This is a genomic window from Bacillus cereus group sp. BfR-BA-01379, assembly GCF_022663605.1.
Lineage (GTDB): Bacteria > Bacillota > Bacilli > Bacillales > Bacillaceae_G > Bacillus_A > Bacillus_A mobilis.
The window spans coordinates 1-22,330 of sequence record NZ_JAKUFT010000052.1; the positions used below are offsets into that span (position 1 = coordinate 1).

Genomic DNA, 22,330 nt, shown 5'->3' on the forward strand with positions numbered 1-22,330 from the left:
CCACAAAATAGGAGTATGATATATTTTCGGTAGAATACTATATAAGTGTGACAGCGAATAAATTGGCATATAATAAAAAGAAGAGATGCGCTCACATCTCTTCCCTAACTGCTACCGCTTAGGGTGGTGGTTATTATAAGCTATTTCTTTTTGCGGAACCCACCCTTTTGCTTGTGACGGCGCGGAGTGGGTTTTTTGTTGTCCTTATCCAGAAGTTGCTTCCGCAAAAAATACGCTGAAACTTCGCGTACAGTCGCTTTTACAAATTCTTTTACAAGATCAATCAAAAACTCCATATTATCACCTCCTTTCCTTCCGAATAGAAAGAAGGGATAACCATCCACCCTCACAATATGCAGTTACATATATTTTATCAAATGATTGTAAAGATATTATGTAAACAAAACAAATGAAATTTTACATAGAAAAAAAGCCCCTCCAAACTGGGCTTTTATATACATACTATTACATACCAATCTTCTTCAAATCCGAACTCTCAATAATCGAATGAGCATATCCATCCTTCCCAACTCGCACCATCGCTCTTCCTAATTGTTCTGAAGCTATTACACTGCCAAATCTCTTCAATAGTGGATTAAAAGGCTTCATCACATCATACATCAATTGATATAATTTCGTTTTTGATTTCACACCATTTACCGGGATGATTAATCCTGGTCTGAACATATACGCAGCTTTGAAAGGTAAACGTAATAACTCATTTTCCGTTCGTCCCTTCACTCTCGCCCACATCGTACGTCCTGCTTCTGTACTATCTGTGCCGCTACCAGATACGTAAATGAACGTCATGTTTGGATTTAAATCCGCTAATGTATTTGCGGCAGATAACGTTAAATCATACGTTACCTTTGTATATTCCTCTTCCTTCATCCCTTGAGAAGAAACACCTAAACAAAAGAAGTATGCATCAAATCCGGCTATTTTTTCTTCAATAGACGATAAGTCAGCCACATTTGTAAGCTCAATTTCATTTAATTTTTCATGCATCGCATTCGTACGTTTTCTACCGATCGTTACGACTTCTTTTACTTCCTCATTTAATAAGCTTTCTCGTAATACACTCTGACCGACCATACCTGTCGCTCCAAAGATGATAACTTTCATTTGCATCCTCCTTATAAAGTGAAACTATAATCAACCCTCACCAATCGGACATTTACAGGCAGCCCGACTCCCTCCTAATTTCTTTGCTAAAACCCAATTTTGAGGTGGGAGTTTTACTGCCCGTTAACTTGGGGTAAAACGTCGATAAATTTAAGTTACAAATATTCAGAATTAATATTAAAATATAAAATGGGGATAGGGGTATGGGATTCTAAAATTTATACATAACGAGGGAATAGAAATGAAACTACAATTAAAAGCGGATTTAGGGCTACTACTAGTTACATTCTTTTGGGGTGCATCCATCTTACTTACGAAGGTTGGACTTGAAGGCATAGAAGAATACAACTTAATCGCATTACGATTTATTATCGCCTTTCTTTTATCAGGTTTAATATTTTACAAACATTTATTCAAAATCGATTTTAAAACTATAAAATATGCATTTATACTCGCTTCTGTCTTATTTATCGTTTACATTTTCGCGACATTCGGCACAAAGTATACGAGTGTTTCTAATGCTGGATTCTTACTATGTCTCACAGTCATTTTCATTCCGATATTATCAGCTATATTTTTGAAACACATTCCGGAAAAGAAAGTGATAGTAGGAATCTTTCTAACGATAATAGGAATCGGCTTATTAACATTAACGAGCGAATTCAAGATCGGTAATGGCGATATATTTTGCATACTGTCAGCCTTATTTTATGCGATTCACGTCATCATCACTGGCAGTGTAACGAAACATGTGAACTCCATTGTACTTGGCGTCATACAACTCGGTTTCGTCGGCCTATTTAGTCTTATTTTTTCATTCATTATCGAAACACCAAAGCTTCCTAGCACAACCAACTCATGGCTCATCATCTTAGCCTTAAGCATCTTTTGCACCGCAGTCGCTTTCATCGTGCAAGTAATCGCCCAGCAATACACGACGCCTACACATACAGGGCTTATTCTCTCATTAGAACCTGTCTTTTCAGCTGGTTTCGCTTTCGTTTTCACAGGTGAAACACTTACCGGAAAAGGATACTTAGGCGCGACACTTATATTAGTGAGTGTGTTGATTGCTGAGGTGGATTTTAAGAGTGTATTGCGACCTAATTATAAGAAAAATATGGAATAGTTATTTCGCTAAAGTACATAAACATACCCCGAAAATATTCGTTTGTATTATTTTCACCCTCTTACCTTAATTTTTTTAGATGCTATCTTCGAATAAGGTAGCATCTAAAACATGTTACAAGGAACTATTATATTTATGTAGCCTGCATAGTTAACCTTTTCTACATTACTTACTGCACATAGTCATACAGATTTTTCGCTAACAATAAACAAGTTACTGTAATGAAAAGAGCACGAACATACCCGCTTCCTTTTTTTATAGCAAATTTGGAGCCAACAATCCCTCCAGCAATTTGAGCAATCCCCATTATAAAACCATACGCATAGTTTACTTGCCCTACACACATAAACATCAACAACGCACCAACATTACTTCCTAAATTAAGAAGCTTCGCATTACCTGCTGCTTTTAAAAAATCATATCCAATAAATAAAAGAGAAAACATTAAAAACGAACCTGTTCCAGGACCTAAAAATCCATCATAAAAACCGATAGCAAAAATAAAAAAAGTAAAAATAATGACGTGTCGACCAGACAATTTCTTATGAGTGGAAATACTACCCCAATCCTTTTTGAATATCGTATAAATAGCAACCGCACCAAGCATAATCAGCATCAATGGCTTCAGTACTTCTGGGTTCATTAAATGAACGGTCCATGCCCCTATTATAGAACCTATGAAAGTGAGTGGAACTAATTTAAAAGCCGATTTCAAATCAAGGTTACCAGAACGATAAAACACAATATTACTAGTTGCACACCCCATTGTCGACGCTAGTTTATTCGTAGCTACTGCACTTGCTGGATTCAGTCCTGTAAATAATAAAGCGGGTAAGGCGATCAGTCCACCACCACCTACAACTGAATCAATAAATGCAGCTAAAAATCCAAAAGCAATCAAAATAATGAATACTGATGGGTCTAAAGAAAACTCCATACTATTAACCTCCCCTTTAGTCACTATTCGAATAGTAACTAATAATTTGCTAAATGTAAACAGTTATTGTAACGTTAAAATATAAAGTGAAACTTTAATCAGTGGGGATTTTCTTCATCCCCCACTGATTATTAGTTGAACCAATCGGACTTTTATGGGCAGTTGATCCCCCACCTAACTTCTTTGCTTTCGCTGAATTTTGAGGTGGGGGTCTTACTGCCCATTAAAGCGGGATAAAAGTAAACATCGGAGGACGAAAAAGTGGACTACATAGTGCAACAGCTTAAAAAAATGGGTTTTAATGAATATGAAGCTAAATCTTATGTATCTCTTGTTAAACAGGGGCCTGTCACAGCCTACCAAGTGAGTAAGGATTCAGGTGTCCCAAGAGCACGAATTTATGAGATTCTAGGTAACCTTGTAGAAAAAGGAATTGTCATGAAGGAAGAAATAAATGACACCACTCGCTATTCACCTCTACCTGTTGAAATCTTTTTACAAAAGGCTCAATCAGAATGGCAGTCTACTTATGAAGGAATCAGTGACTCATTAAAAAAACTAGAAACTTCCGAGGAAAAAACGGATAATCGAGTGATTACTTTAAAAGACAAAAAAACAATCATTAGCTATTGTCAGACATTAATAAAAAAAGCAGAACGACGTATTGTCATTTCAATGTGGGATGAGATGTATGAAGCATTAAAAGAGGAACTATCTGCGGTATCTGATAAAGTTACAGTACAAGGTATTACCTTACATGTTGAAAATCCAATTAAAAATCTAGAAGCCCATCGTATCACACCCTATACAGAAACTCGCTCTACAGAACATTGGTTTATTTTATCCATAGATTCTAAAGAGATGATTTATGGACCATCACTTGAAGAGCGTAATGTTGCTTTTTATACAGATGATCCAGTTCATATATATCTATTAGAGGATTATGTATGGCATGATGTGTTAGTGAACCGACTTGTCCGACGTAGCCAAGACGATTTGGAGCAATGGATCACTACAGAGAGAAAATCTTTCTTTATGGGGAAATAATTTTTCACGCCCTACACCAGTATTTATCTAAATGATACTGGTGTTTTAATGTTGAAGAGCTCCCCCAGTTAATAAACATTTACAAGAACAAATCAAAAAATTTTCGTATTTAACTTAATAAAAATAGCCGACTCTAGTCGGCTATTTTTATTAGATGAATCTATGCAGACACTGCCACTTTCTCTTTACGAAAGATTCCCATTAACCCACCGATTAATAGCAGAACTGCAGGTAAAATATAAATGAAAGAAATACAAATAAATCCTCCAATTGCAGCGATTGTCATCATAGCACCGCCAAATTTCGCTTTGCTTTTTACCATAACTGATCCAACGATACCCACAACTGATAAAGCAACTGCTGCCCAGCCTAAACCTATAACATTACTTGCTCCTTCTCCCTCCATAGCAGAAGCGACTCCCCCAATAAATAAAGCAATAAATGCACATAAAATACCGAAAATACCACCAATAAGTCCTAATACAAATTCTGTTGTACGTTTCATTTTGAATCCCCGCTCCTTACTTCATTCCTATTTGTGTTTTAAGCAAATTTCCGGCGACATTATCCCATATACTTGCTCCAAAGTCACCGTTGCTATTTTATCCAACTACCTTCCATTACATATAAGGTAAGATTCCCAAGCCTCTCTTAACAAAGTTATGGCTCAAATTTTGTCGCATTATGTCACAAGAAATAAAAAAGGAGCAATACTAAACATTGCTCCCTTTTAATGGGACAAACGCTTCTCCCACTCTTTCACCTTTTCAATTGTTACATCTAATTTCTTAGCCACTTCCTCTATACTCATTCCTTTAAAGAGCATTCCAGCTGCCGAAAGTGCTTTATCAATTTCTTCTTGCTTCTCCTGTTCATATAAACGACCCACTTTTGTCATCCGTAACCACTCCTTTACTTTTTTCGCGTAGTCTTCATCAATAAATTTATCTGTAGCTACACGAATTCCAGCAATAACTTGAATTTGTTCTTGCTCATCGGAGATACATTTTGCTACTTCTATCGTCTTCTCAATTAAAATTTGTCTTTTTTCTCTACTATGCATAAGTGGTACAAGTATTAATTTCATGGTTTCTTCATCCGTCAAAGATTTTCCTTCTTCCATTTTTTTAATAACCTTTTGAAGGATAGCATCACCATTATATTCGCTTAGTAAAACCGCTTTGGAATTTAAACGTATACTAGATACATCTATTTCTTCTATTGGATTCATTACCTCACTTGTATAAATAACCACGATTCGAATATCCGGTAACTCTTTATTCTTATTATAATAACGATACATAATTTGATTTGCATAATCCATATGCTTCAAGCCCTTTATCCCTATAACATTCACTTAAAAACTTCATAAGAATATCTTTATTATGATAAGAAATATCATTCCCTGCCAATAGCTAATCCCCCTTAACTATTAGTTACCATTTTCTTTATTATATAACTTATGAAATTAGCGTTACAACTTTGATTCACATGCAGATACTATTTTCCTTGCCCTTTTACTACTTTACCCCCTCCACAAACCGCCCAAACTCTTTCAAAAACCTCAACTTAAAACTACCAATAGGCCCATTCCGGTGCTTCGCCACATGGATCTCCGTCATCTCTTTCTGCACCGTTTCCTTATCATAATAATCTTCACGATACATAAGCATAATGACATCCGCATCTTGTTCAATTTGTCCCGTCTCTCTTAAATCAGATAAAAGAGGTCGCTTATCTTGCCGTGCTTCTACCGAACGAGATAATTGTGACAACGCCACTACACAAACATTTAATTCACGTGCTAATTGTTTAAGTTTACGAGAGATTTCACTAATCTCTTGAAACCGATTGCCCTTATGCTTCGGATCACCCATAATAAGCTGCAAGTAATCTACAAGAACTAAAACCTTCTTATCACCGTGTTTCCTCTTTAACTTACGAGTTTGCATCCAAATATCTTGCACCGAAATGCCGGCGTTATCGTAAATCTCAAATGGTAATTCCCCGATTTCCGCAAATGCCTTACTCACCTTTTCCCAGTCCTCTATCGCAAAACGATGCTTCGGATTTTTCAGCCTTCCCCCTGACACCTCGCCCACGCAAGACGCCATCCTTTTTAACAATTGCTTACTACTCATCTCTAATGAAAACAATCCTACCGCCGCTCCAGACTTCGCCGCATGCAGTCCAACATTTAGCGCAAACGCAGTCTTCCCCATAGAAGGACGCGCACCAAGAACGACAAAATCACCTTCCTGCAATCCGCACGTCATTTTATTTAGCGATGTATAACCAGTCTCAATACCCGTAATCTCTTTCGCATCTTGATGAAGCTCTTCATATAAATCAACTAGCGCATCCTTCAAATCAAACTCACATACACAGTCCTTTTCCTCTAACTCACAAAGTGCCGTAATCGTCTCACCAATAATTTTCTCACTCTTCTCCGCAATAAGGCGCTCTCCCATCTTGTGCCCGAGAACACCCGCCTGATACATTTTCCAGGCACCTCGAACAAGCCCCTCATAATAAGAGAAGTTGGCAGTTGTAGGCACACCATCCATTAACCCTATAAAATACTCCATTCCCCCGATCCCCTCTAAAAACTTCGGATCTACCCTAGAAATGAACGTCACAAGATCAATTGGTTGCCCCTCTTCTTCCATTTTTCGCATTAACTGAAATATAGACTTATGCACCGACAGCGAAAAATACTGCTCCGTCAAACGGCACTCCTTAATAAGATCTCCATCAATTAGTAGAGAACCTAACACCGTCTTTTCCGCCTCCACATTTTGAATACTCATGGCCGCCACCCGCGCTCCGCTAAAAAGCGCTGCAACTCTTCCTCAGATGGCGCATTCTTCTCCCACTCCTCACACCTCGCCAAAAACTCCTCCGTCTCCCCCGTACTAACAGACGACTCCTTCTTCCTAAAGCTCGTCGTATCAGCCTCAACCTCAGATACTTTCGTAAATCCTTTCCCGTGCCAGCCTCTCAAAATCCCCTTCACATAAGCAACCGTCCGCTTATTATTCTCAAACGCAATTTGAAGAGCCTTCAGCACAAGCTCCTCTGACAAATCTTCCATCCACGCACTTAATTCCTCCACCGTATGCGGAGACAAACTACCGAAATGTTGCTCATAAAAAGAAAACACGCGACTTCCCGTTTCTTCCTCTATAACCTCTTCTTCCGCCTCTGTCTCCTCACAAACTGGCTCAACATCATCCACAGCCAAATCAATCGGCATACCGAAATGCGCTAAAAGCATCGGAACATTCAGCTCCTCCTCTACGCACTTCTGAAGAAACATATGTACAAACTCCTTATTCTTCACACCCTTAAGCTCACGAAGAACGCACTTCTCCACATTCGTATTCGTCACCGGATTATAACGAAGCCAATTTAAAACGAATAACTCCCGTGTATCCGCATCATAAAGAATCTTCCCATAATCAATGAAGCGCTGCACCAACTTATCAACAGTCTCCCGATTATAACCCGTCTCCATCTCAGCTAACCGCTTCGGAAAAGGAAAAATCCCACACTGCGTCGTCTTCGAACAAGTCAACAAATACACATAAAAGTACCGCTCCTCCGGCGTCAAATCCAAAACAAAATCATCCTGCCAAAAATTCACCTGCACAGTACGATACACCGCCATCCCAATTCCTCCCGTCCTAATTCAAAAATGAAAATTTCCTCTTTGTACTATATATAGGAAGGAGGGCCGGGTTTTTGGCGTGTTATTTCAAATTTTTTTTCGACTCCTACTACGGTGTTTGTTGGTGTTTTTGTTTTGTTGTGTTTTTTCTTAGTGATTTATTACTTGGTAGGGGCTTGTAAGGGGCTTAGGAGGGGCTAGTTATCGGTTACTTCGATTAGAAACACTCGATCTGAAAAGCCACCTCGTTCTTCTGCTTTCTTTTTGCGGATGTTGTTGATTTCTTCTAGTGTTGTGCCTTCGTGTTCGGCTAGGGCGTTTATTAGTTCTAGTAGGTCGGATAGTTCTTCGAGTTTATCGGGTTTTGTTTTTGCTTCGATGTATTCTGTTAGTTCTTCTTGTGTTTTTTTGCAGAGTTCCTCTATGTATTCGTCTTCGGGTAGGATTCTTGTTGTGGGTGTTTTTCCGTTGGATTTTATTATTTGTGGGATTTTGTTTCGGATTAGTTTGTTGTAGGTTGGCATGGGATTTCCTCCGTTTGGTTTTTCTTCTATTATAATAGAAAAGCAGTTTAACTAGGTGTTAAACTGCTTCATTGCTTCTTTTATATAGTTTTCTTCTTCGGTTGTGAAGAGAGCTGGGAATTCGGATAGTGGGAGGTTTGATTTTTGGATTATATCCTCTATATCGCTTTGAGGTGTATCAAGAAAGTTTGTTACCTCTTCTATTAAATTAAAAAATTCCTTCAAAATAACTTGAACATCTTGATGACTCGGATCCTTCTCTTCTTCCTTATACTTTTTCAACTTCCCTATTACATCCATAAATCGCCGATCGAACTTTTCTTTTAATTCCTTATTATTATAAAACGTTTGCATTTTTTGCAGCACATACAAATCATCTTTCGTATATAACCGATGCCCACCCTCAGTATAATCGCTCGGCTAATACATACTCAATCATTACATATAATTTCCAATATAGAGAATTCTCTAAACTTTGGTTAAATCATGAAATCTATCCATAGATTTTTTATAACTCTCCCTAATGTGTTTATTTATCTCTTTAATATATTTTTCTTCAATTATTATAGTGGTAGGATAATCATCTTCATTATACTCTATATTATTCTCTTTTTCTAAACACTTAAACTGATGTATTAAAAATCTATAACTATGTCCCTCTGCAAGTTTTAATCCCTTATCATACCAATCTTTATATTCTTCAAACTCTATTTCCTTAAGATATTTAGCAAATAAATATATTGCTTCTATATAATAGTATTTGATATGCTGCAAGTCATCTATTGCTGATTTATACAATAAAATCCTTTTCTCTTCGTCTTCTATAACAAACGCTTTCATTAATTTTTTTAACCCCATGGTATAAGGGTTGGTTACCACAAGTTCTTCAACCTCTTCTAAGTTGACTTTCCAATGCTTAGCTTTAATATATGTAGTTTGCATTTTTTCTAGGTGTGCCTTTTTAAACAGACTTCTAATATATGAATTAAGCTCATCAATTGTTATTTCTTTTTGATTTACTAAAGCCTCTAAATACATAAACTTTAATTCTCGTTTAATGCCACTTAGTGCTTTATAATAGCCCAATTTAAATAGAACATCACTTATTGCGTCCCCATTAAAACTACCCCAGTTATCTAACAACAATTCTAATCCTTCAGCATCTTTCCCTTCATAGAGGTATATACTTAAAGCTGTGAGACCAGTTTGACAAGACATGTTAGATTTTGATTTCAATAATCCTCCAATTTCTTCAAAAGGAACAATATCATTTAAATCTTTATAGGCTTTAACAAACTCACCTTTATAATATCTTAACCTGCATACACATGTTTGAAAATAAATTTGTTCCTCTCTTCTATTAAAATGATTCTTAATTTTTTCAATATCATTTATTAGTTTAGTTGATATTTCTATTAATCCTACAGGTTTTTGTAAAGCTTCTAAATATGTGAATTTTTCCACCTCACTAACATCCGTATCAACAATATAATTAAGACACTTTCGCAGATTACCAATGTTTTGATCATATATAACAAGTGATTTTTTTCCATTTAAAACCTGAAGAGAATTAATTAAACTAAGTAAAAAGTAATTAAATTGAAAAGCTCTCTTATAATAAGGTTTTTTTTCCTTTAAAGTCCTCTTTTCAAAATTAAATTCTGCAAACCTTCCGATTATTGATTGCAACTTTACCATAGGTCCAATCATTTCGACTAATGATTTATCTTCTAATGCCTTTATTTCCTTGTAAGTTATTTTATTTACATCTAATTTGAATTCTTGAGAATTAAAAAAGCTTCTAAAATTATCTAAATGTATTCCATCTGGAAATAAGGATAACATTTCCAAAGCTAATTGTTCTTTTATTGTAAGTCTAACATATGAATAGTTAATGGAATGAAATAATGAATCAGACCTTTCAATATTTAAATCAACATCTTGATTATAAATCTCTTTATATCCCAATTGTATTGTATCAAAAAAGGCATTTTTTAATTCATCTCTTAAACTTTCCATCTTTATATTCTTCGGAATATTTTTAGTTATTATTTTTATTGCAAGAGGGTTATTATTTAATAATCTTTCTAATATTTCTTCTCTTAACATTCTTTCTTCATCTTTATTAATTTTTGTTATGTATAATTTTCTAAATAACTCGTTCGCTTCATCTGTAGTGAGTGAACGTAACTCATGCTTTTTTTCAAATTCAAATCCAGCCCACTCTCTAGAAGTAATTATACATTTAGAGAAATCACATAAAAAATTAACTAATTTTTTGACTTCATTAACTTCAGGAATATACAATAATGATTCGAAATTATCTAAAATTATCAATTTATTTTGCATTCCAAAATTCCAGACTAAATGTTCTTTAAAATTTATTGATCTATCTAAATCAAAACAACTTGCTATTTTTTGTTCAAACATTTCATAATCAGTAATAAACTCACAATCAATAAAATGAATCCCTTCTTCAAAATAACCTCTTTTTGATAATTCTAAAGCGACTTTTAAAACTAAAGTAGTTTTTCCAATTCCACCTGATCCCTTGACTGTAAGTATTTGATTGTTGAATTCTAATATTTTCCTTAATATATCTTCAATATCGGTTAGTCTGCCCACAAAATTAGTCAACCTTCTAGAATTAATTTCCTCAGAAACATAATTTCCGTTCTTATTTTCTCTTAATTTTCCTTTTAGAATTCCTTGTCTAATCTGTAATAGCTCTAACCTTTCTTTATTAATACACATACAATTTAGTACGTTGTCAATATTTCTCTTCTTAAAGGCTTTAAATAGAAATTGTTTTAGTTCCTTATCATTATTGTACTTTACAAAAACTATAGGTAAATCAACTGCCTTTATATCTTCTTCAACTACATCTTTTTCTGAGAATATAAAAATACCTCTAAGTACCTCTGCCCCTATCATATCTTCCAATTCAGAAATTCTTACAAAATTGGTTTTCAAATACGTATCTTCGATAATAATTTTGCCATCTATGACCATTGAAAAAATAAAAATATAATCAACATCAATTAAGTTATTCAAGTTATCCTCTGTTAAATAGTAATAGCTTAATTCGATATCCATTTTATAGAAATTTTTAATGATATTTTGGATGTCATAGCCTAGGTTTCTGTCAATTGGACTAGCTATTAAAATGGCTATCCGTATTTTTAAAATTTCTTGTATTTTACTATCAGGGACCGCTGATGCAACAGTAGCAGCTATTTCACTATAACTTTTTTTTTTTCTAATAATAACTGTAAGAAATCATTTGTGTTAGCCCAACTATCTAATTTAATCTGAGATACACCAAATTTCTCCAAGCCCTTCTCATCCTGAGTTGTTACCATGTAATGCGTTTTTCCTAATCCTTTATACAGCGAATAAATGTATTCAAATTGCATTTTTACGAATGGATCAGATAAACTAAAGCCCAAAAAAATTATTGTATTATCTGATATTATATTCTTTAATCTTTCTATTATAGGTGAATTATTGCTATATAACTTATCATAGTCTTCTCTGAACAATACACAGTTAGATGGTTCATCCACAGATCCATGTAATTTTAATATATACTCATCTAATTCATCTAAATTAGCTAAGTGATAATCATTTGTTTTCTCAATTTTCTTGATTGTTGGGTTCGCTGTTTCAATTGACTTATCGTAGTTTGTTGTAATAATTTTAGATGTAATATCACCAATAATTTGATGATTAACCAACCGCTCTTTATCTTCTGGTAATTGGAATGTATTTTCTAAAACTTTATATACTACTCTTTTGTTTCCTACATCAGCACTTTTAATTTTTTCTAAAATTTCAATTTCAGAAAAAAATCCCATCGAATTAATTAATCCTTCATATTTTGAATCGTTCTTTTTTAGTTCTTCTAAAACTGTTATTATTAATCCTTTCCAATCAGGAAAATCAAAAACCTTTGAAAACCCTGAGCCAATAAAGAATACCAATTTATCATGTTGAATTGCTTCAAATATATCCGTAGAAATGTTCACCTTTTATCTATCCCCTTTTTGACAAATTAACACTATCTAATTATCACATATTTTTCCTAATAGAACTATAATAATCTAGTATATTTTTACAAAAAAGGTATATCCTACTCCATTTTTTTTAATGTATCAATACACAAAATTATCTAAATGTTAAATCTAATTTGCTTGTAGTTTAAAAAATCAAGAGAATACACAAAGAACACAGCCATTATAACTACTCTCTCATATTTAGCCTTACTTTAATTCCCTTAAAAAATGCACATAATAGTATATATACACCTACAGTGCAGTTAAGCTGGGGCATTTTTCTTTCAGTTTATTGGCTATACTTTTAAATTTAAAGTTGCATATTCTCCCACTTGCTATAACAATTCTTCTATCTTGTATTTACGGATAATAAGGATATCCTTTCTTCCTAACTTCCCTTTTCTCAAGTAATCTCTGACAATAGTTGCAGAAATTTGAAGAGTTTGTGCAATTTCTTGTGTACTTACTCCTAAGCGAAATAATTCAATTAGGAGTAAGTACATTGTCTTTCCTTTTTATTATTGATTTATTGCCTTCTTTTAGCATGAAATGGGAACGGCATTAATTTTTATAGCGCCTACATTTATTTTAAAATAATCCTGTTTAAGGGGATTAACAATCCAATGAAATTTATCATTTTAGAATATAAACATTGTAAATAGCAGATATTCGTATTGCATCAAAATCATATACGATGGTGTTTGAATTGGGGTACTAGTACGAAGGCTGTAAAATGCGAAAAAACAACCTCGACTACACAAAAAAGGAATGCGTCACATCATTCCTTTTACCATTATACAGACAGCTAAGAACATAATTTTGTGGCCACCAATGGTCACAGAACTTACAATAACCATTGCTTTTTTAATAGAATTTCGTTTATACAAATGAGCCCTTTAAACCAACGTTTCTCCCGTAGCTCAGCAAGGAGAACGCCACCTTAACAGGTTAGAGATCATCATTTAAACCTTATATACACTTTATCTATAAATAAAAGAAGAGCATATACCTCATATGCTCTTCTTCCCATAGCTAACAATACACTTTATCCAACTAATATTTATCTAATATATTTAACAATTGCATCTATAATTTAATAGTAGTAACTATTGAACATCCATCATTTTTAACAATTTTTACACTTCACTTAAACCCACTTGTTCCACAAAAAAATTCGGTCTCTTATCCATTACTTAATCCCCTTTGTATCTAAGCACTATTCCCTAACATTCAACACCCCTAAAACCTCCCTAAACAACACCGAACCCCTACCAACAACCAACTCCAAAGGCACCTCTTTAACTCGCCGATCTCTTCCTACCATAACAATCCCATTCTCATAATCAACCCAAATCTGAACATCCTGCACATAATAATTCTTAACAGAAGAAGCCTCATCCAAATTAAGATGATTAAGCTCAACCTTAACCTGCTTCGTGAAACGGCGTAGCGTTTTCCAAAGGGTTCGTTCTTCTTTTGATTTCATAAAGAGTTCCGGAAGTTCTTGTACTTCTTTTAATAGCGACATAGTTGTTATTGTGTATGTTTGAATGCCATATCCTACTGGGCGGATGAGGCGGTCTAGTTTTTTCCATGGCTCTAGTTCGAAATGTACATACTCATCGTTTTGTTGCATTTGAATGTGTTTGATTTTTGCTACGTATTGGATACCGCCTTTTTCTCCGTGCCATTTTTTCTATATGTTTCGTATTCGGCTTCAGTTTTCACGCTGCCCACTAATACTTTTTCTTCTAGCGAGGAGTGCCATTCTTCTTTTGTTCCTCTTTGGAGGATGCCTTCTCTTATGATTTCTTCTAGGCTTTTTTCAATGAGATGATCTAGAAATTGTTCGACTAGTCTTGTTGCATTTGGTAAGAATGGAAAACCACCGATATTTACTTTTTCGATACTTTTATAAAATGGATGGTTCTCGTACGCTTCCTCTTGGTTCCAGGGAAATAATACGTAGGATCCATAAGCTGTTCGCTCAAAAGGTCCCTCTTGTTCCACTACTAATGCACCTCTGTAACGATGCATTGTGTTAATGTCTTCTTCCATTGGACCAAGGGGCGCCATACTTCCTTTTGTAATGAGATCTTTCAGCAAAATCAATTCGGTATTTCGCATCAAAAATGTATTGGTATTGATAGCTCTTTCTCTTTTTCTCAATAACGAGCATCCTAGCTGGCTTTTGTGTAACTGTTGGTAGCCCAACGTTTCTTTCTTGGAAGTAAAGTTCTATCACCTCGTCTGTCTCTGGATGTTTGAACGTTCTTTTTGCAGTTTTCCTTTCATCTAGCGTTACATATAAACCATCTTGCTTAACTTGAATAACATCTGGATTGAGAGGGAGTAGAACTTCCCAAAGCAATAAACAACACAGCAATCATAATAAAAAATCGCTTTCCCCTTATCTCCACTTCTTGTTTCATCACCTATTCTCCTTCCACAGCGTACTTATCTTCTTTAAATAACGGAATTCGAATGAAATAACGATATGGCTCATCGCGTATTACTTTCCACGCAACAATGATCACTTGAACTACCTCAAGCGCAAACACAATCCAAAACAAAACATCACTAATACGCGAACTAATATTAAATAGAAGAAAAATTAACAAATGAAAGTTGAACGCCTTTCGGCAATGATATTTGTACACTTCATTTTTACGTGCCAGTGTGATGTACATGAGTAGTGGTGAAAAGATTCCTATTGCGGTTGAAAGTAATAGCATGATGATGGTGTTTCTTTTTTCTTTTGTGGTGGTTTTCATGAGTGGTTTGGTCCCCCTTTTTGATTTGTCTTCTTTAGGTTAGGGGGTGACGTTGGGGGAGGTGCAAGAATAAACTATAATTGGTTATAAAAAATAGACGCAATGGAACATCTCACATGCTCCACTGTGTCTATTTACCTCATTAAAAAATTGATTATCTATCAAAAAACATTTGAAATAAATACTCCAACCAAAATAACATACATGTAATAAATATCCCAAACACTACATTTTCATTAAATTTCTTAAAAATAGCGTTCCATTTAACAACAATATATTGATTCACAACACACCAATAGAAGAGAAACAAGATTGAGATACCAGTCAAAGGAATCATAAAATCCATCCTTCTTCCCCCCTTTCATTTCTATGATTCACCTATTATATCTCCACTAAATTAAATGATCAACTGTATGTATCCTCTTTAAATACTAAGAATTTATCTAGTCACGAATTTTCCCCATATTAATCTCTATGAAAATCACTTTAAACTTCAAAAAACTTGACAAGGTAGGCCCCCTACTATTTCAACAATTCAACACACTTAGTAATACAAAAACCACCCCAAACAAATATAATGTCCAAGGTGGTTTTCTAAAACTTTCATATCACTATTAAATTATTACTTCAACCTATCCTGCAATGCACTAATATTAATAATTACGGGACTACCCGACTTCAACGTATTATCCTTCTGTAACATTGGTCCCGAAGTGATACATTGACCTTTCTTCAATGTCGCAAGTCGTTTTTCCCATTCTTTACGCACAGCTGTATCTTGGGCAAGATTCGATGCAATAGCACTTATTTCATTTTCTGGTGGCATGAAATACACTTTTTGACTTGAATTCTGTAGTCGTGAAATTTCATCCATTGTAAATTGTCCTTTTAATGATTGTGTTGCATACCAACCTGACCAACCAAATTTTCTTCCTTCAGTTAAAATTTTGGCACTTGGTGATTTTTCTCTATGATCAAGATTTTGCGCTTCATCTAATATAACTGGGAATGGTTTATTTTTGTCGCCATGGTGTAATTGATAGTTCCAAATATCCCATAAGATAAACTCTGTAATCATGAGCTGTACATCTCTATTAAAGCCCGTTAATTGTACAATAAACACTTTACCTTTTTGGTTCAGTATGTCTCCCCAATCATATACAGCATTATGATTAAATGGATTCTTATCAATAAACGGCTTAATTTGTGATCTTGCTGTTTTAGCCGGTCCAGAAGTATCCTCTTCTAATTCTGCTAATAAATAATTTAAATTCATACCTTCGCCATATTTATCTAAACCGCGCATTACCGCCTCATATATAGCGTTTTGTTGCTGAATGCCTAAATCTTTATATACAGCTGAAAATACACTTTTAATTCTTTCAGCAACATCTGTATTATCTTCATCGATATAAATTCCTTCGTCCAATTCTTTTTGATTTCGCTTAAATGGATTTACTGGGAATTTATCTTTGGCTACTAGGAATTGTTCAATATTATCTTGAAGTTTCTCTTTAAATTCTGGTTCCAACTTAGAATTCTTGAATCCATCTGTATAATCAAATATCATACTTGAAATTCCATTTTGCGCCAGTTCAAGAAGTAAACATTGAATGAAATAACTCTTACCTTGTCCTGATTTACCCGAAATTAAAATATGTCTATTTGCTAGCTCTGGATTTCCGAATTCCCAATATATTTCTTGAGTCGATCCCTCTACTGTTCCTAACAAAACGCGGATGTCCTTTAATTCTTTTGTTTCTTTTTCTTCTTCAGAATGAGGTACAGTTGGAACGACTTTATTGCTAGTTTTTTTTAACACTTGATTAGAATCATGATTCTGATTCAATAATCTATCTGGATTAATATCAGTTCCACCCGAATGGATTTTCATTTTGAGTGCTTCAATTTCTTCGATTACTCCTTCATATCCATCCTCTTCGGTTAATTCCACTAATAAAATATCTTCTTCTATTTTGATGGACCTCCATGATTGTTCCTTTTTGAATGATAAAATTGCTCCTTTTCCGATTTTATCATCTAAATGTCCACTCATTTCATAATCATCATTTAATAATCTTTTCTTTAGTTCCTCAATTTTCTCATAAGATTTTTCTGGCCAAATGTTGTTTGCAATGAATTTCTCGGCATTCGCTAGCAATAACTGCACAAAGAAGTTTCGGAAAAACTTATGTTTAAACACATGTAAACCGTCTTCACTTGTTTTAGAAAGTTGTGTATCAAATAGTTGCTTAGTAGCATTAATTTGCTCTTTTGCTTTCGCAATAGCACTGTCTTGATTTAAGCCGATTTTCACTTCCACTGGATAATAATGCACTGATAATTTATCATCTTGCATTTCTACTCCGATTAACAGTAAATCGTCACTATGTGCACCTTTTCCGCCTAGATTTTTCGCAGAAAATACACCTTCACTTTTCGTTAATTTCACCGCTCCAGCAACACGCAATATTTCTTCTAATGAGATAGGAACCCATAAAATATTCTCATGATCTAAAGCACTTAATATATACTTCACAGCTGAAATAATGCTTAACTTTTCTCTTGAGAATTGTCCCTTACTTCCTATAATTCTTAGTAACCACTCACCATTTAAACTATTGAAAGCTCTAATAGCTGTATTAATTTTTTCAGGTGTCGATACAATTTCTTTTTCTGCCAGATACTGTTCAATAACCGCTCGGTATTGTCTTGCTTTATCCGTTACTGTAATTGCATCATACTGGCTTGATGAAGAATATTGATCACTATAATGAATGACCAATAAATTACGTGATGAATCTTGGAAGAAATCTAAACCTACATTAGGTTCAATAAATGTTACCCAATAAGAAGATTCATATAAATGTTCTAAAACTTGTTCATCATAGGTAGATGTTCTCGTAACAATTGTTTCGTTCTTACGATAAGGGTTTGTACCATCGTTATTTAAATTACTTCCTAATTCATTCATTCCTCTAGCAGTTTGAATTAACAAATGTTCATTATTCAATACATTTTTCAATCCAAATCCTGTACGATAATCTACTTCTGTACTTATAGATGATAGAGATGATAACATTCCATTTAAAGATAATCCTGTTTCAATATCTTCCATTGTACTTTTCGCATGCTTCTCATTTGAAATCATTTTATAGAATGAAATATGAGCGTAACCATATTCTTTCGTACCAATAAGTTTATAATAGAAAACATTTTCTCGAATCAGCCTTAATACGTCTACAGCATCGAGATTCTTTGATGCTAACGATAACTCAAAGAACTCCTCAAATTTTTGAACATCATCATATATAGAAAATTTTTCAAAGGCGCTTAGTATATTACTCTCATGATATAAAGCAACCTCTACTGGTATAATTTTGGACGGCCCTTTTTTATCTATCTGCTTCTTAATAAACTGTACTAAACCTCTTACAACTTCTTTATCATTATTTATATTAATCACATTGATTCGTATCGGAGACTTAGATTCTTGTAAAAATAAGTATTGGAAATGTTCCACAAATTGTTGAAGCTTTTCTTCAACTACATTAGCTAAAAATGCATTAGATTCTCCAATCGCAACCTTATGAAGTGGTTCATAAACAGTCCATTCAGGCGCTTCATTTTGAGAAACCGGTCTATACAATTCATCATTCTGTCCATATATATATGGCAATAGATTGTTAGGATGCAGACGATTTAAAATATGCATCTCAACTACTTCGTTTTTAATTTCATCATTAACACTTAACTGATAGGCAACATTAAGCGGATGCAACGGTGTTAGTATGACCCTTTGTTCCTCTTCAATAACTCCCAATTTAAACAGATTCTTTTCTTCTTCTTTTAACATTACATTTTCTTGTATATGAGCAACACTTTCGTTAAAAGCCTTCAAGTATCTTATAGATAGCTCTCTTAATTGATTATCCACAAAACAAAGACTAGGAACCGTATTATTAAACTTATAGTAATTTAATAATTGTTGATACGCATCTCTCAATGATGGGTTCATTAATAATTCAACCTTATTTAGGCCTGATACCCCTCTAACTGCAAAAGCGATTTCATTTTCAATCCATACTCTCTCGTCTTGTAAATAATTTCGAAATCCTTCTCGTGCTGAAAATTCCCTTGCACCTTGTTTTAATTTATTTGTATCAAGGTTATATTCAAAGCTTTCTTGATGTTCTCTTTTTAATTTCCATACCCTTTCTCCTGATACTGGAACAGTCTTTGCAACTTGCTCTCTAATAAGAATAGGAATTAAAGATGTTTCAATTTGAACAGAAAATGATAAGCTATCATCATTCCATGCAGGGGAAGATTCAGAGACTTCAAAACTTCCACCTTGCCAATTTATAATCTGTGCATCTTCCTCAATAAATACTTCTTCTGGCTCATTAGAAATATCCCCAAAAATAATACGTTCTTCAGCTTTATTCATAACTACGTTTTTCTTATTTACATTCACTTCATAAATCGTTTGAAGCGATTGTAAAAACGCGGCTTCACATTCTATAACAGCAATATGAAACTCATATTTCGACTTAGATTGCATCTTATGCGTATATACAACTTTATGGAATGAAGTCACATTGTGCTTATGCGCTAAACTAACAGTTAGTTTTTTCCCAGATATCCCACAGAACCCCTGTGAATTTTTATGAATGTATTCCTTCTTCAACTTTTCTTCAAATTCAAAGTTCAGGTTGATATCTTCTATCTGTGTAGGATTAAAAACGATAATATGGCGTTTACGTCTCCCAGCCTTTGTCTCAGCTTGTGCTTTTTCCCAATATAACAGACCTTCTTTTGAATATTTCTTTGGTGATTCGATATATTCTAATGGACGATCTATCTCAGTCATTTTGTCGTAAGAATCTTTAACAAGAACATAATCCGCTTGCTGCCAATCTTCTTTCTTCAGGCGAGAAACACCTTTCTCATCAAATAATTTTTCTAATTGACTCTCTAAATGTTCATACTCATGCATATGTTGAACTTTCTCAAAGAATGAAGCATTTTCTTCTAGCCTTTTTTTCATTTGAGCTGAAGTAAATTGATTTAAATTTTCATCATAGAAAATGCCTAGATTAGAATAGTCTTCTCTCGCAATCTCTTGTTTTGATAAAAATCCAAGAATTTCTTCATAATCCCAAAGAGATGGTCGCACAATTGTATCATCTAATTTTTTACGTAAATAAAATGAAAGTACTTCCTTCTCTTCTTTATTTAAAGAAGAAGTTTCAATTTCTTCTTTTAATGTTTTCAAAATTGATTTCACATTAAATGGCATACCTTCTTTTTGCAAATCACTGCTACCACCCTTAATACTGTCCAGTGTCTCATGACATATACTAAGTAAAGCTGTTTTCTCCCAAATATCCTTTTGTTCACCGACTTCATTACGAAGTGTTACTAAAAAGTCCGGAGTAACGTTTGCCGATGTAGTCGCAACAACTACTTTCATTTCCTCTGAGACCTTAATAGCAATCGTTTCGTATGGAGTTCCTTGCTTATGCTGATAATAAAACGCCTGCGATAAATCTTGTTCTTTTAATGTGTCATAAAATGCTTGTACTTGTTCATGATTATCAAATTGAAGGTAAAACCGCTCTCCACCTCTAAGATTTTCTGCTTGTAAATAATTTATTAGTTTATCTGAAAGATAATTATAAAATTGGTTTAACATACTGTGCATCACCGCTATCACTTTTTTTGTCTATTAAATTCAGCTTATCAAATAACTGTACAATTTCTTCTTTTGAGTAACGATCGAAGAATAAACCTCTAGCCTCTAAATCTATAAATACTTGCTTCAAAGGTTTTCTTTCCTTTTTTAAACTCAATGCTGTTAGCAGCAATAACATATCTTGACTAATATTAAGCATATAACCAAGTGAACCTCGAGTTTTTAAGAAATATTTTTTCCCAACCTCTTCTATTGATAAAGAGTATCTGTGTCGGGGGCCTTGCATCGTATCTTTTTCATAGGCTTCTTCTATACTACGGAATAAGGATTGTACAAGCGTATCATATTCTAATTCTAAATTTCCTTCATAAGCCCCAAGACCTAAATGTCTTCTATATTCCATAACCCAATCACAAAGCATCTCTAAAAATACTTTTTTATCCTCATCGGATAATTGCTGATATGTTTCCTTTAATTCAGGATAGCCACCTGCTTTTTCTACTCCCATTAGGAAATTTAAATGTTCTAAGCAATTAATATGTAGTAGTAAATGTCTACCTGTATCTTTAATCATTTGATAACCATGAGTATAACCTTTTCTATTCTTACTCGTAGACTCCCAGTCAAGTGTAAAATAAACTTCGTTGTTCTCACTAAAGTTCGCTTTCCCAACTTGTGAAAGCTTTAAAGTCAATTGAGTAATATATAAAAAGTAATAATAACTAAGAAACAAATGATAATGAGTTCTAAAATAATCTTTATGTTCCGCTAAAAATTGAAAATCTTCTTTGAATAGCTTTGAGATAAATGGAATTTGATTAATATACGGACGGCGTTCTTTTTCGTCGCTCTCCAAATGATTTAATTGTTTTAATACAAGACGTGACATTAAATCTGTTGAATCGCTTTTTCCAAAAATCTCTTCTACTGTTTCTTTTTCACCTAATAAGACGTCTAAAAGGAATCTAGCAATATCTTGTTCTCCTTTTTTATCAGCCTTATCACTTAATGGTAAATATTGAAACAAATGCAAATGAAAAATTTTAATTGTATTGTCACTATCCTGCAGAAAGGTACGTAGTATTTGTTCAAATTGCGACTTATCTTGCTTTGATACATCAACAGATTTACTAATCTCTCCAATAAGTTCTTCTAGATTAACTTCCATTTTCAACTTATTTCCGCTGACTAGACGCGTAAACTCTCCTAATACTCCCTGAAACCCTTTTGCGAATTTTGCCCGCTCTGTTCCTCGGGTAGAGAAAGGTAACAGAGGAGCTTTTTTATTTATTGTATGTTTTAATCCTAACTTTTCTGGTTTAATACTCAGCGAGTTTTTCAAATCCTCTAAATTCTCTCTTACAATCATTT

15 protein-coding genes and 2 pseudogenes are annotated in these 22,330 nt (G+C 34.1%); 2 read left to right on the forward strand and 15 right to left on the reverse strand.

What is annotated here, in order from left to right:
* Positions 1 to 140: 140 nt before the first annotated feature.
* Together MR113_RS18650 and MR113_RS18655 are read right to left on the reverse strand one after the other, a co-directional pair.
* Positions 141 to 296: a hypothetical protein gene (locus tag MR113_RS18650; RefSeq protein WP_201066174.1), complete on the reverse strand. Its 156-nt coding sequence runs from the start codon at positions 294 to 296 to the stop codon at positions 141 to 143.
* Between the two features lie 169 nt (positions 297 to 465).
* A complete protein-coding gene (locus tag MR113_RS18655) occupies positions 466 to 1,125 on the reverse strand; it encodes an NAD-dependent epimerase/dehydratase family protein (RefSeq protein ID WP_242256082.1) in 660 nt (219 codons plus the stop codon).
* Between the two features lie 241 nt (positions 1,126 to 1,366).
* Here MR113_RS18655 and MR113_RS18660 point away from each other — a divergent pair, with 241 nt between their 5' ends.
* A complete protein-coding gene (locus MR113_RS18660; protein WP_242256084.1) occupies positions 1,367 to 2,254 on the forward strand; it encodes a DMT family transporter in 888 nt (295 codons plus the stop codon).
* 169 nt (positions 2,255 to 2,423) lie between these two features.
* On the opposite strand, the gene MR113_RS18665 is transcribed toward MR113_RS18660, so the two are convergent.
* The gene (locus MR113_RS18665; protein WP_242256086.1) at positions 2,424 to 3,191 is read right to left on the reverse strand and encodes a TSUP family transporter; all 768 of its coding nucleotides are present in this window, start codon (positions 3,189 to 3,191) and stop codon (positions 2,424 to 2,426) included.
* Between the two features lie 261 nt (positions 3,192 to 3,452).
* Here MR113_RS18665 and MR113_RS18670 point away from each other — a divergent pair, with 261 nt between their 5' ends.
* Positions 3,453 to 4,238 (forward strand): TrmB family transcriptional regulator, encoded by a 786-nt coding sequence (locus MR113_RS18670; RefSeq protein WP_242256088.1) that lies wholly within the window; start codon positions 3,453 to 3,455, stop codon positions 4,236 to 4,238.
* Positions 4,239 to 4,398: 160 nt separating this feature from the next.
* On the opposite strand, the gene MR113_RS18675 is transcribed toward MR113_RS18670, so the two are convergent.
* From MR113_RS18675 to dptG, 12 genes and pseudogenes are all read right to left on the reverse strand, one after another.
* Complete coding sequence (locus tag MR113_RS18675) at positions 4,399 to 4,743, reverse strand: DUF4064 domain-containing protein (RefSeq protein WP_242256090.1); 345 nt, start codon at positions 4,741 to 4,743, stop codon at positions 4,399 to 4,401.
* Between the two features lie 225 nt (positions 4,744 to 4,968).
* Positions 4,969 to 5,650, reverse strand: a pseudogene (locus MR113_RS18680) (RpnC/YadD family protein).
* A 108-nt stretch (positions 5,651 to 5,758) separates the two neighbouring features.
* The gene (gene dnaB, locus MR113_RS18685; RefSeq protein WP_242256091.1) at positions 5,759 to 7,048 is read right to left on the reverse strand and encodes a replicative DNA helicase; all 1,290 of its coding nucleotides are present in this window, start codon (positions 7,046 to 7,048) and stop codon (positions 5,759 to 5,761) included.
* Positions 7,045 to 7,908, reverse strand: coding sequence for a DnaD domain-containing protein (locus MR113_RS18690; protein ID WP_242256093.1), 864 nt, complete (start codon positions 7,906 to 7,908; stop codon positions 7,045 to 7,047). Before MR113_RS18690 ends, dnaB begins: the two co-directional genes overlap by 4 nt.
* A 197-nt stretch (positions 7,909 to 8,105) precedes the next feature.
* Complete coding sequence (locus MR113_RS18695; RefSeq protein WP_242256095.1) at positions 8,106 to 8,432, reverse strand: nucleoside triphosphate pyrophosphohydrolase; 327 nt, start codon at positions 8,430 to 8,432, stop codon at positions 8,106 to 8,108.
* Positions 8,433 to 8,483: 51 nt separating this feature from the next.
* Entirely contained in the window at positions 8,484 to 8,804 is a 321-nt protein-coding gene (locus MR113_RS18700; RefSeq protein ID WP_242256097.1) for a MerR family transcriptional regulator, read from the reverse strand.
* A gap of 96 nt (positions 8,805 to 8,900) precedes the next feature.
* Complete coding sequence (locus tag MR113_RS18705) at positions 8,901 to 11,486, reverse strand: NB-ARC domain-containing protein (protein WP_242256099.1); 2,586 nt, start codon at positions 11,484 to 11,486, stop codon at positions 8,901 to 8,903.
* Positions 11,487 to 11,665: 179 nt separating this feature from the next.
* Positions 11,666 to 12,460 carry an SIR2 family protein gene (locus MR113_RS18710; protein WP_242256101.1) on the reverse strand — a complete coding sequence of 265 codons (795 nt, stop codon included), beginning with the start codon at positions 12,458 to 12,460 and terminating at the stop codon, positions 11,666 to 11,668.
* Between the two features lie 1,243 nt (positions 12,461 to 13,703).
* Positions 13,704 to 14,837: pseudogene (locus tag MR113_RS18715) on the reverse strand (nuclease domain-containing protein); the annotation flags it as partial.
* Between the two features lie 85 nt (positions 14,838 to 14,922).
* Positions 14,923 to 15,261, reverse strand: a complete 339-nt coding sequence (locus tag MR113_RS18720) for a DUF4870 domain-containing protein (RefSeq protein ID WP_242256102.1) — start codon at positions 15,259 to 15,261, stop codon at positions 14,923 to 14,925.
* Positions 15,262 to 15,883: 622 nt separating this feature from the next.
* Complete coding sequence (gene dptH, locus MR113_RS18725) at positions 15,884 to 20,959, reverse strand: DNA phosphorothioation-dependent restriction protein DptH (RefSeq protein WP_242256104.1); 5,076 nt, start codon at positions 20,957 to 20,959, stop codon at positions 15,884 to 15,886.
* Positions 20,940 to 22,328, reverse strand: coding sequence for a DNA phosphorothioation-dependent restriction protein DptG (gene dptG / locus MR113_RS18730; RefSeq protein ID WP_086402434.1), 1,389 nt, complete (start codon positions 22,326 to 22,328; stop codon positions 20,940 to 20,942). Before dptG ends, dptH begins: the two co-directional genes overlap by 20 nt.
* Between the last annotated feature and the right edge of the window lie 2 nt (positions 22,329 to 22,330).

Coding starts and splice junctions, on each gene's coding strand:
- MR113_RS18660 (WP_242256084.1), top strand. CDS start 1,367: ATGAAACTACAATTAAAAGCGGATTTAGGGCTACTACTAGTTACATTC.
- MR113_RS18695 (WP_242256095.1), bottom strand. CDS start 8,432: ATGCCAACCTACAACAAACTAATCCGAAACAAAATCCCACAAATAATA.
- MR113_RS18650 (WP_201066174.1), bottom strand. CDS start 296: ATGGAGTTTTTGATTGATCTTGTAAAAGAATTTGTAAAAGCGACTGTA.
- MR113_RS18690 (WP_242256093.1), bottom strand. CDS start 7,908: ATGGCGGTGTATCGTACTGTGCAGGTGAATTTTTGGCAGGATGATTTT.
- dptG (WP_086402434.1), bottom strand. CDS start 22,328: ATGATTGTAAGAGAGAATTTAGAGGATTTGAAAAACTCGCTGAGTATT.
- MR113_RS18655 (WP_242256082.1), bottom strand. CDS start 1,125: ATGAAAGTTATCATCTTTGGAGCGACAGGTATGGTCGGTCAGAGTGTA.
- dnaB (WP_242256091.1), bottom strand. CDS start 7,048: ATGAGTATTCAAAATGTGGAGGCGGAAAAGACGGTGTTAGGTTCTCTA.
- MR113_RS18675 (WP_242256090.1), bottom strand. CDS start 4,743: ATGAAACGTACAACAGAATTTGTATTAGGACTTATTGGTGGTATTTTC.
- dptH (WP_242256104.1), bottom strand. CDS start 20,959: ATGTTAAACCAATTTTATAATTATCTTTCAGATAAACTAATAAATTAT.
- MR113_RS18720 (WP_242256102.1), bottom strand. CDS start 15,261: ATGAAAACCACCACAAAAGAAAAAAGAAACACCATCATCATGCTATTA.
- MR113_RS18665 (WP_242256086.1), bottom strand. CDS start 3,191: ATGGAGTTTTCTTTAGACCCATCAGTATTCATTATTTTGATTGCTTTT.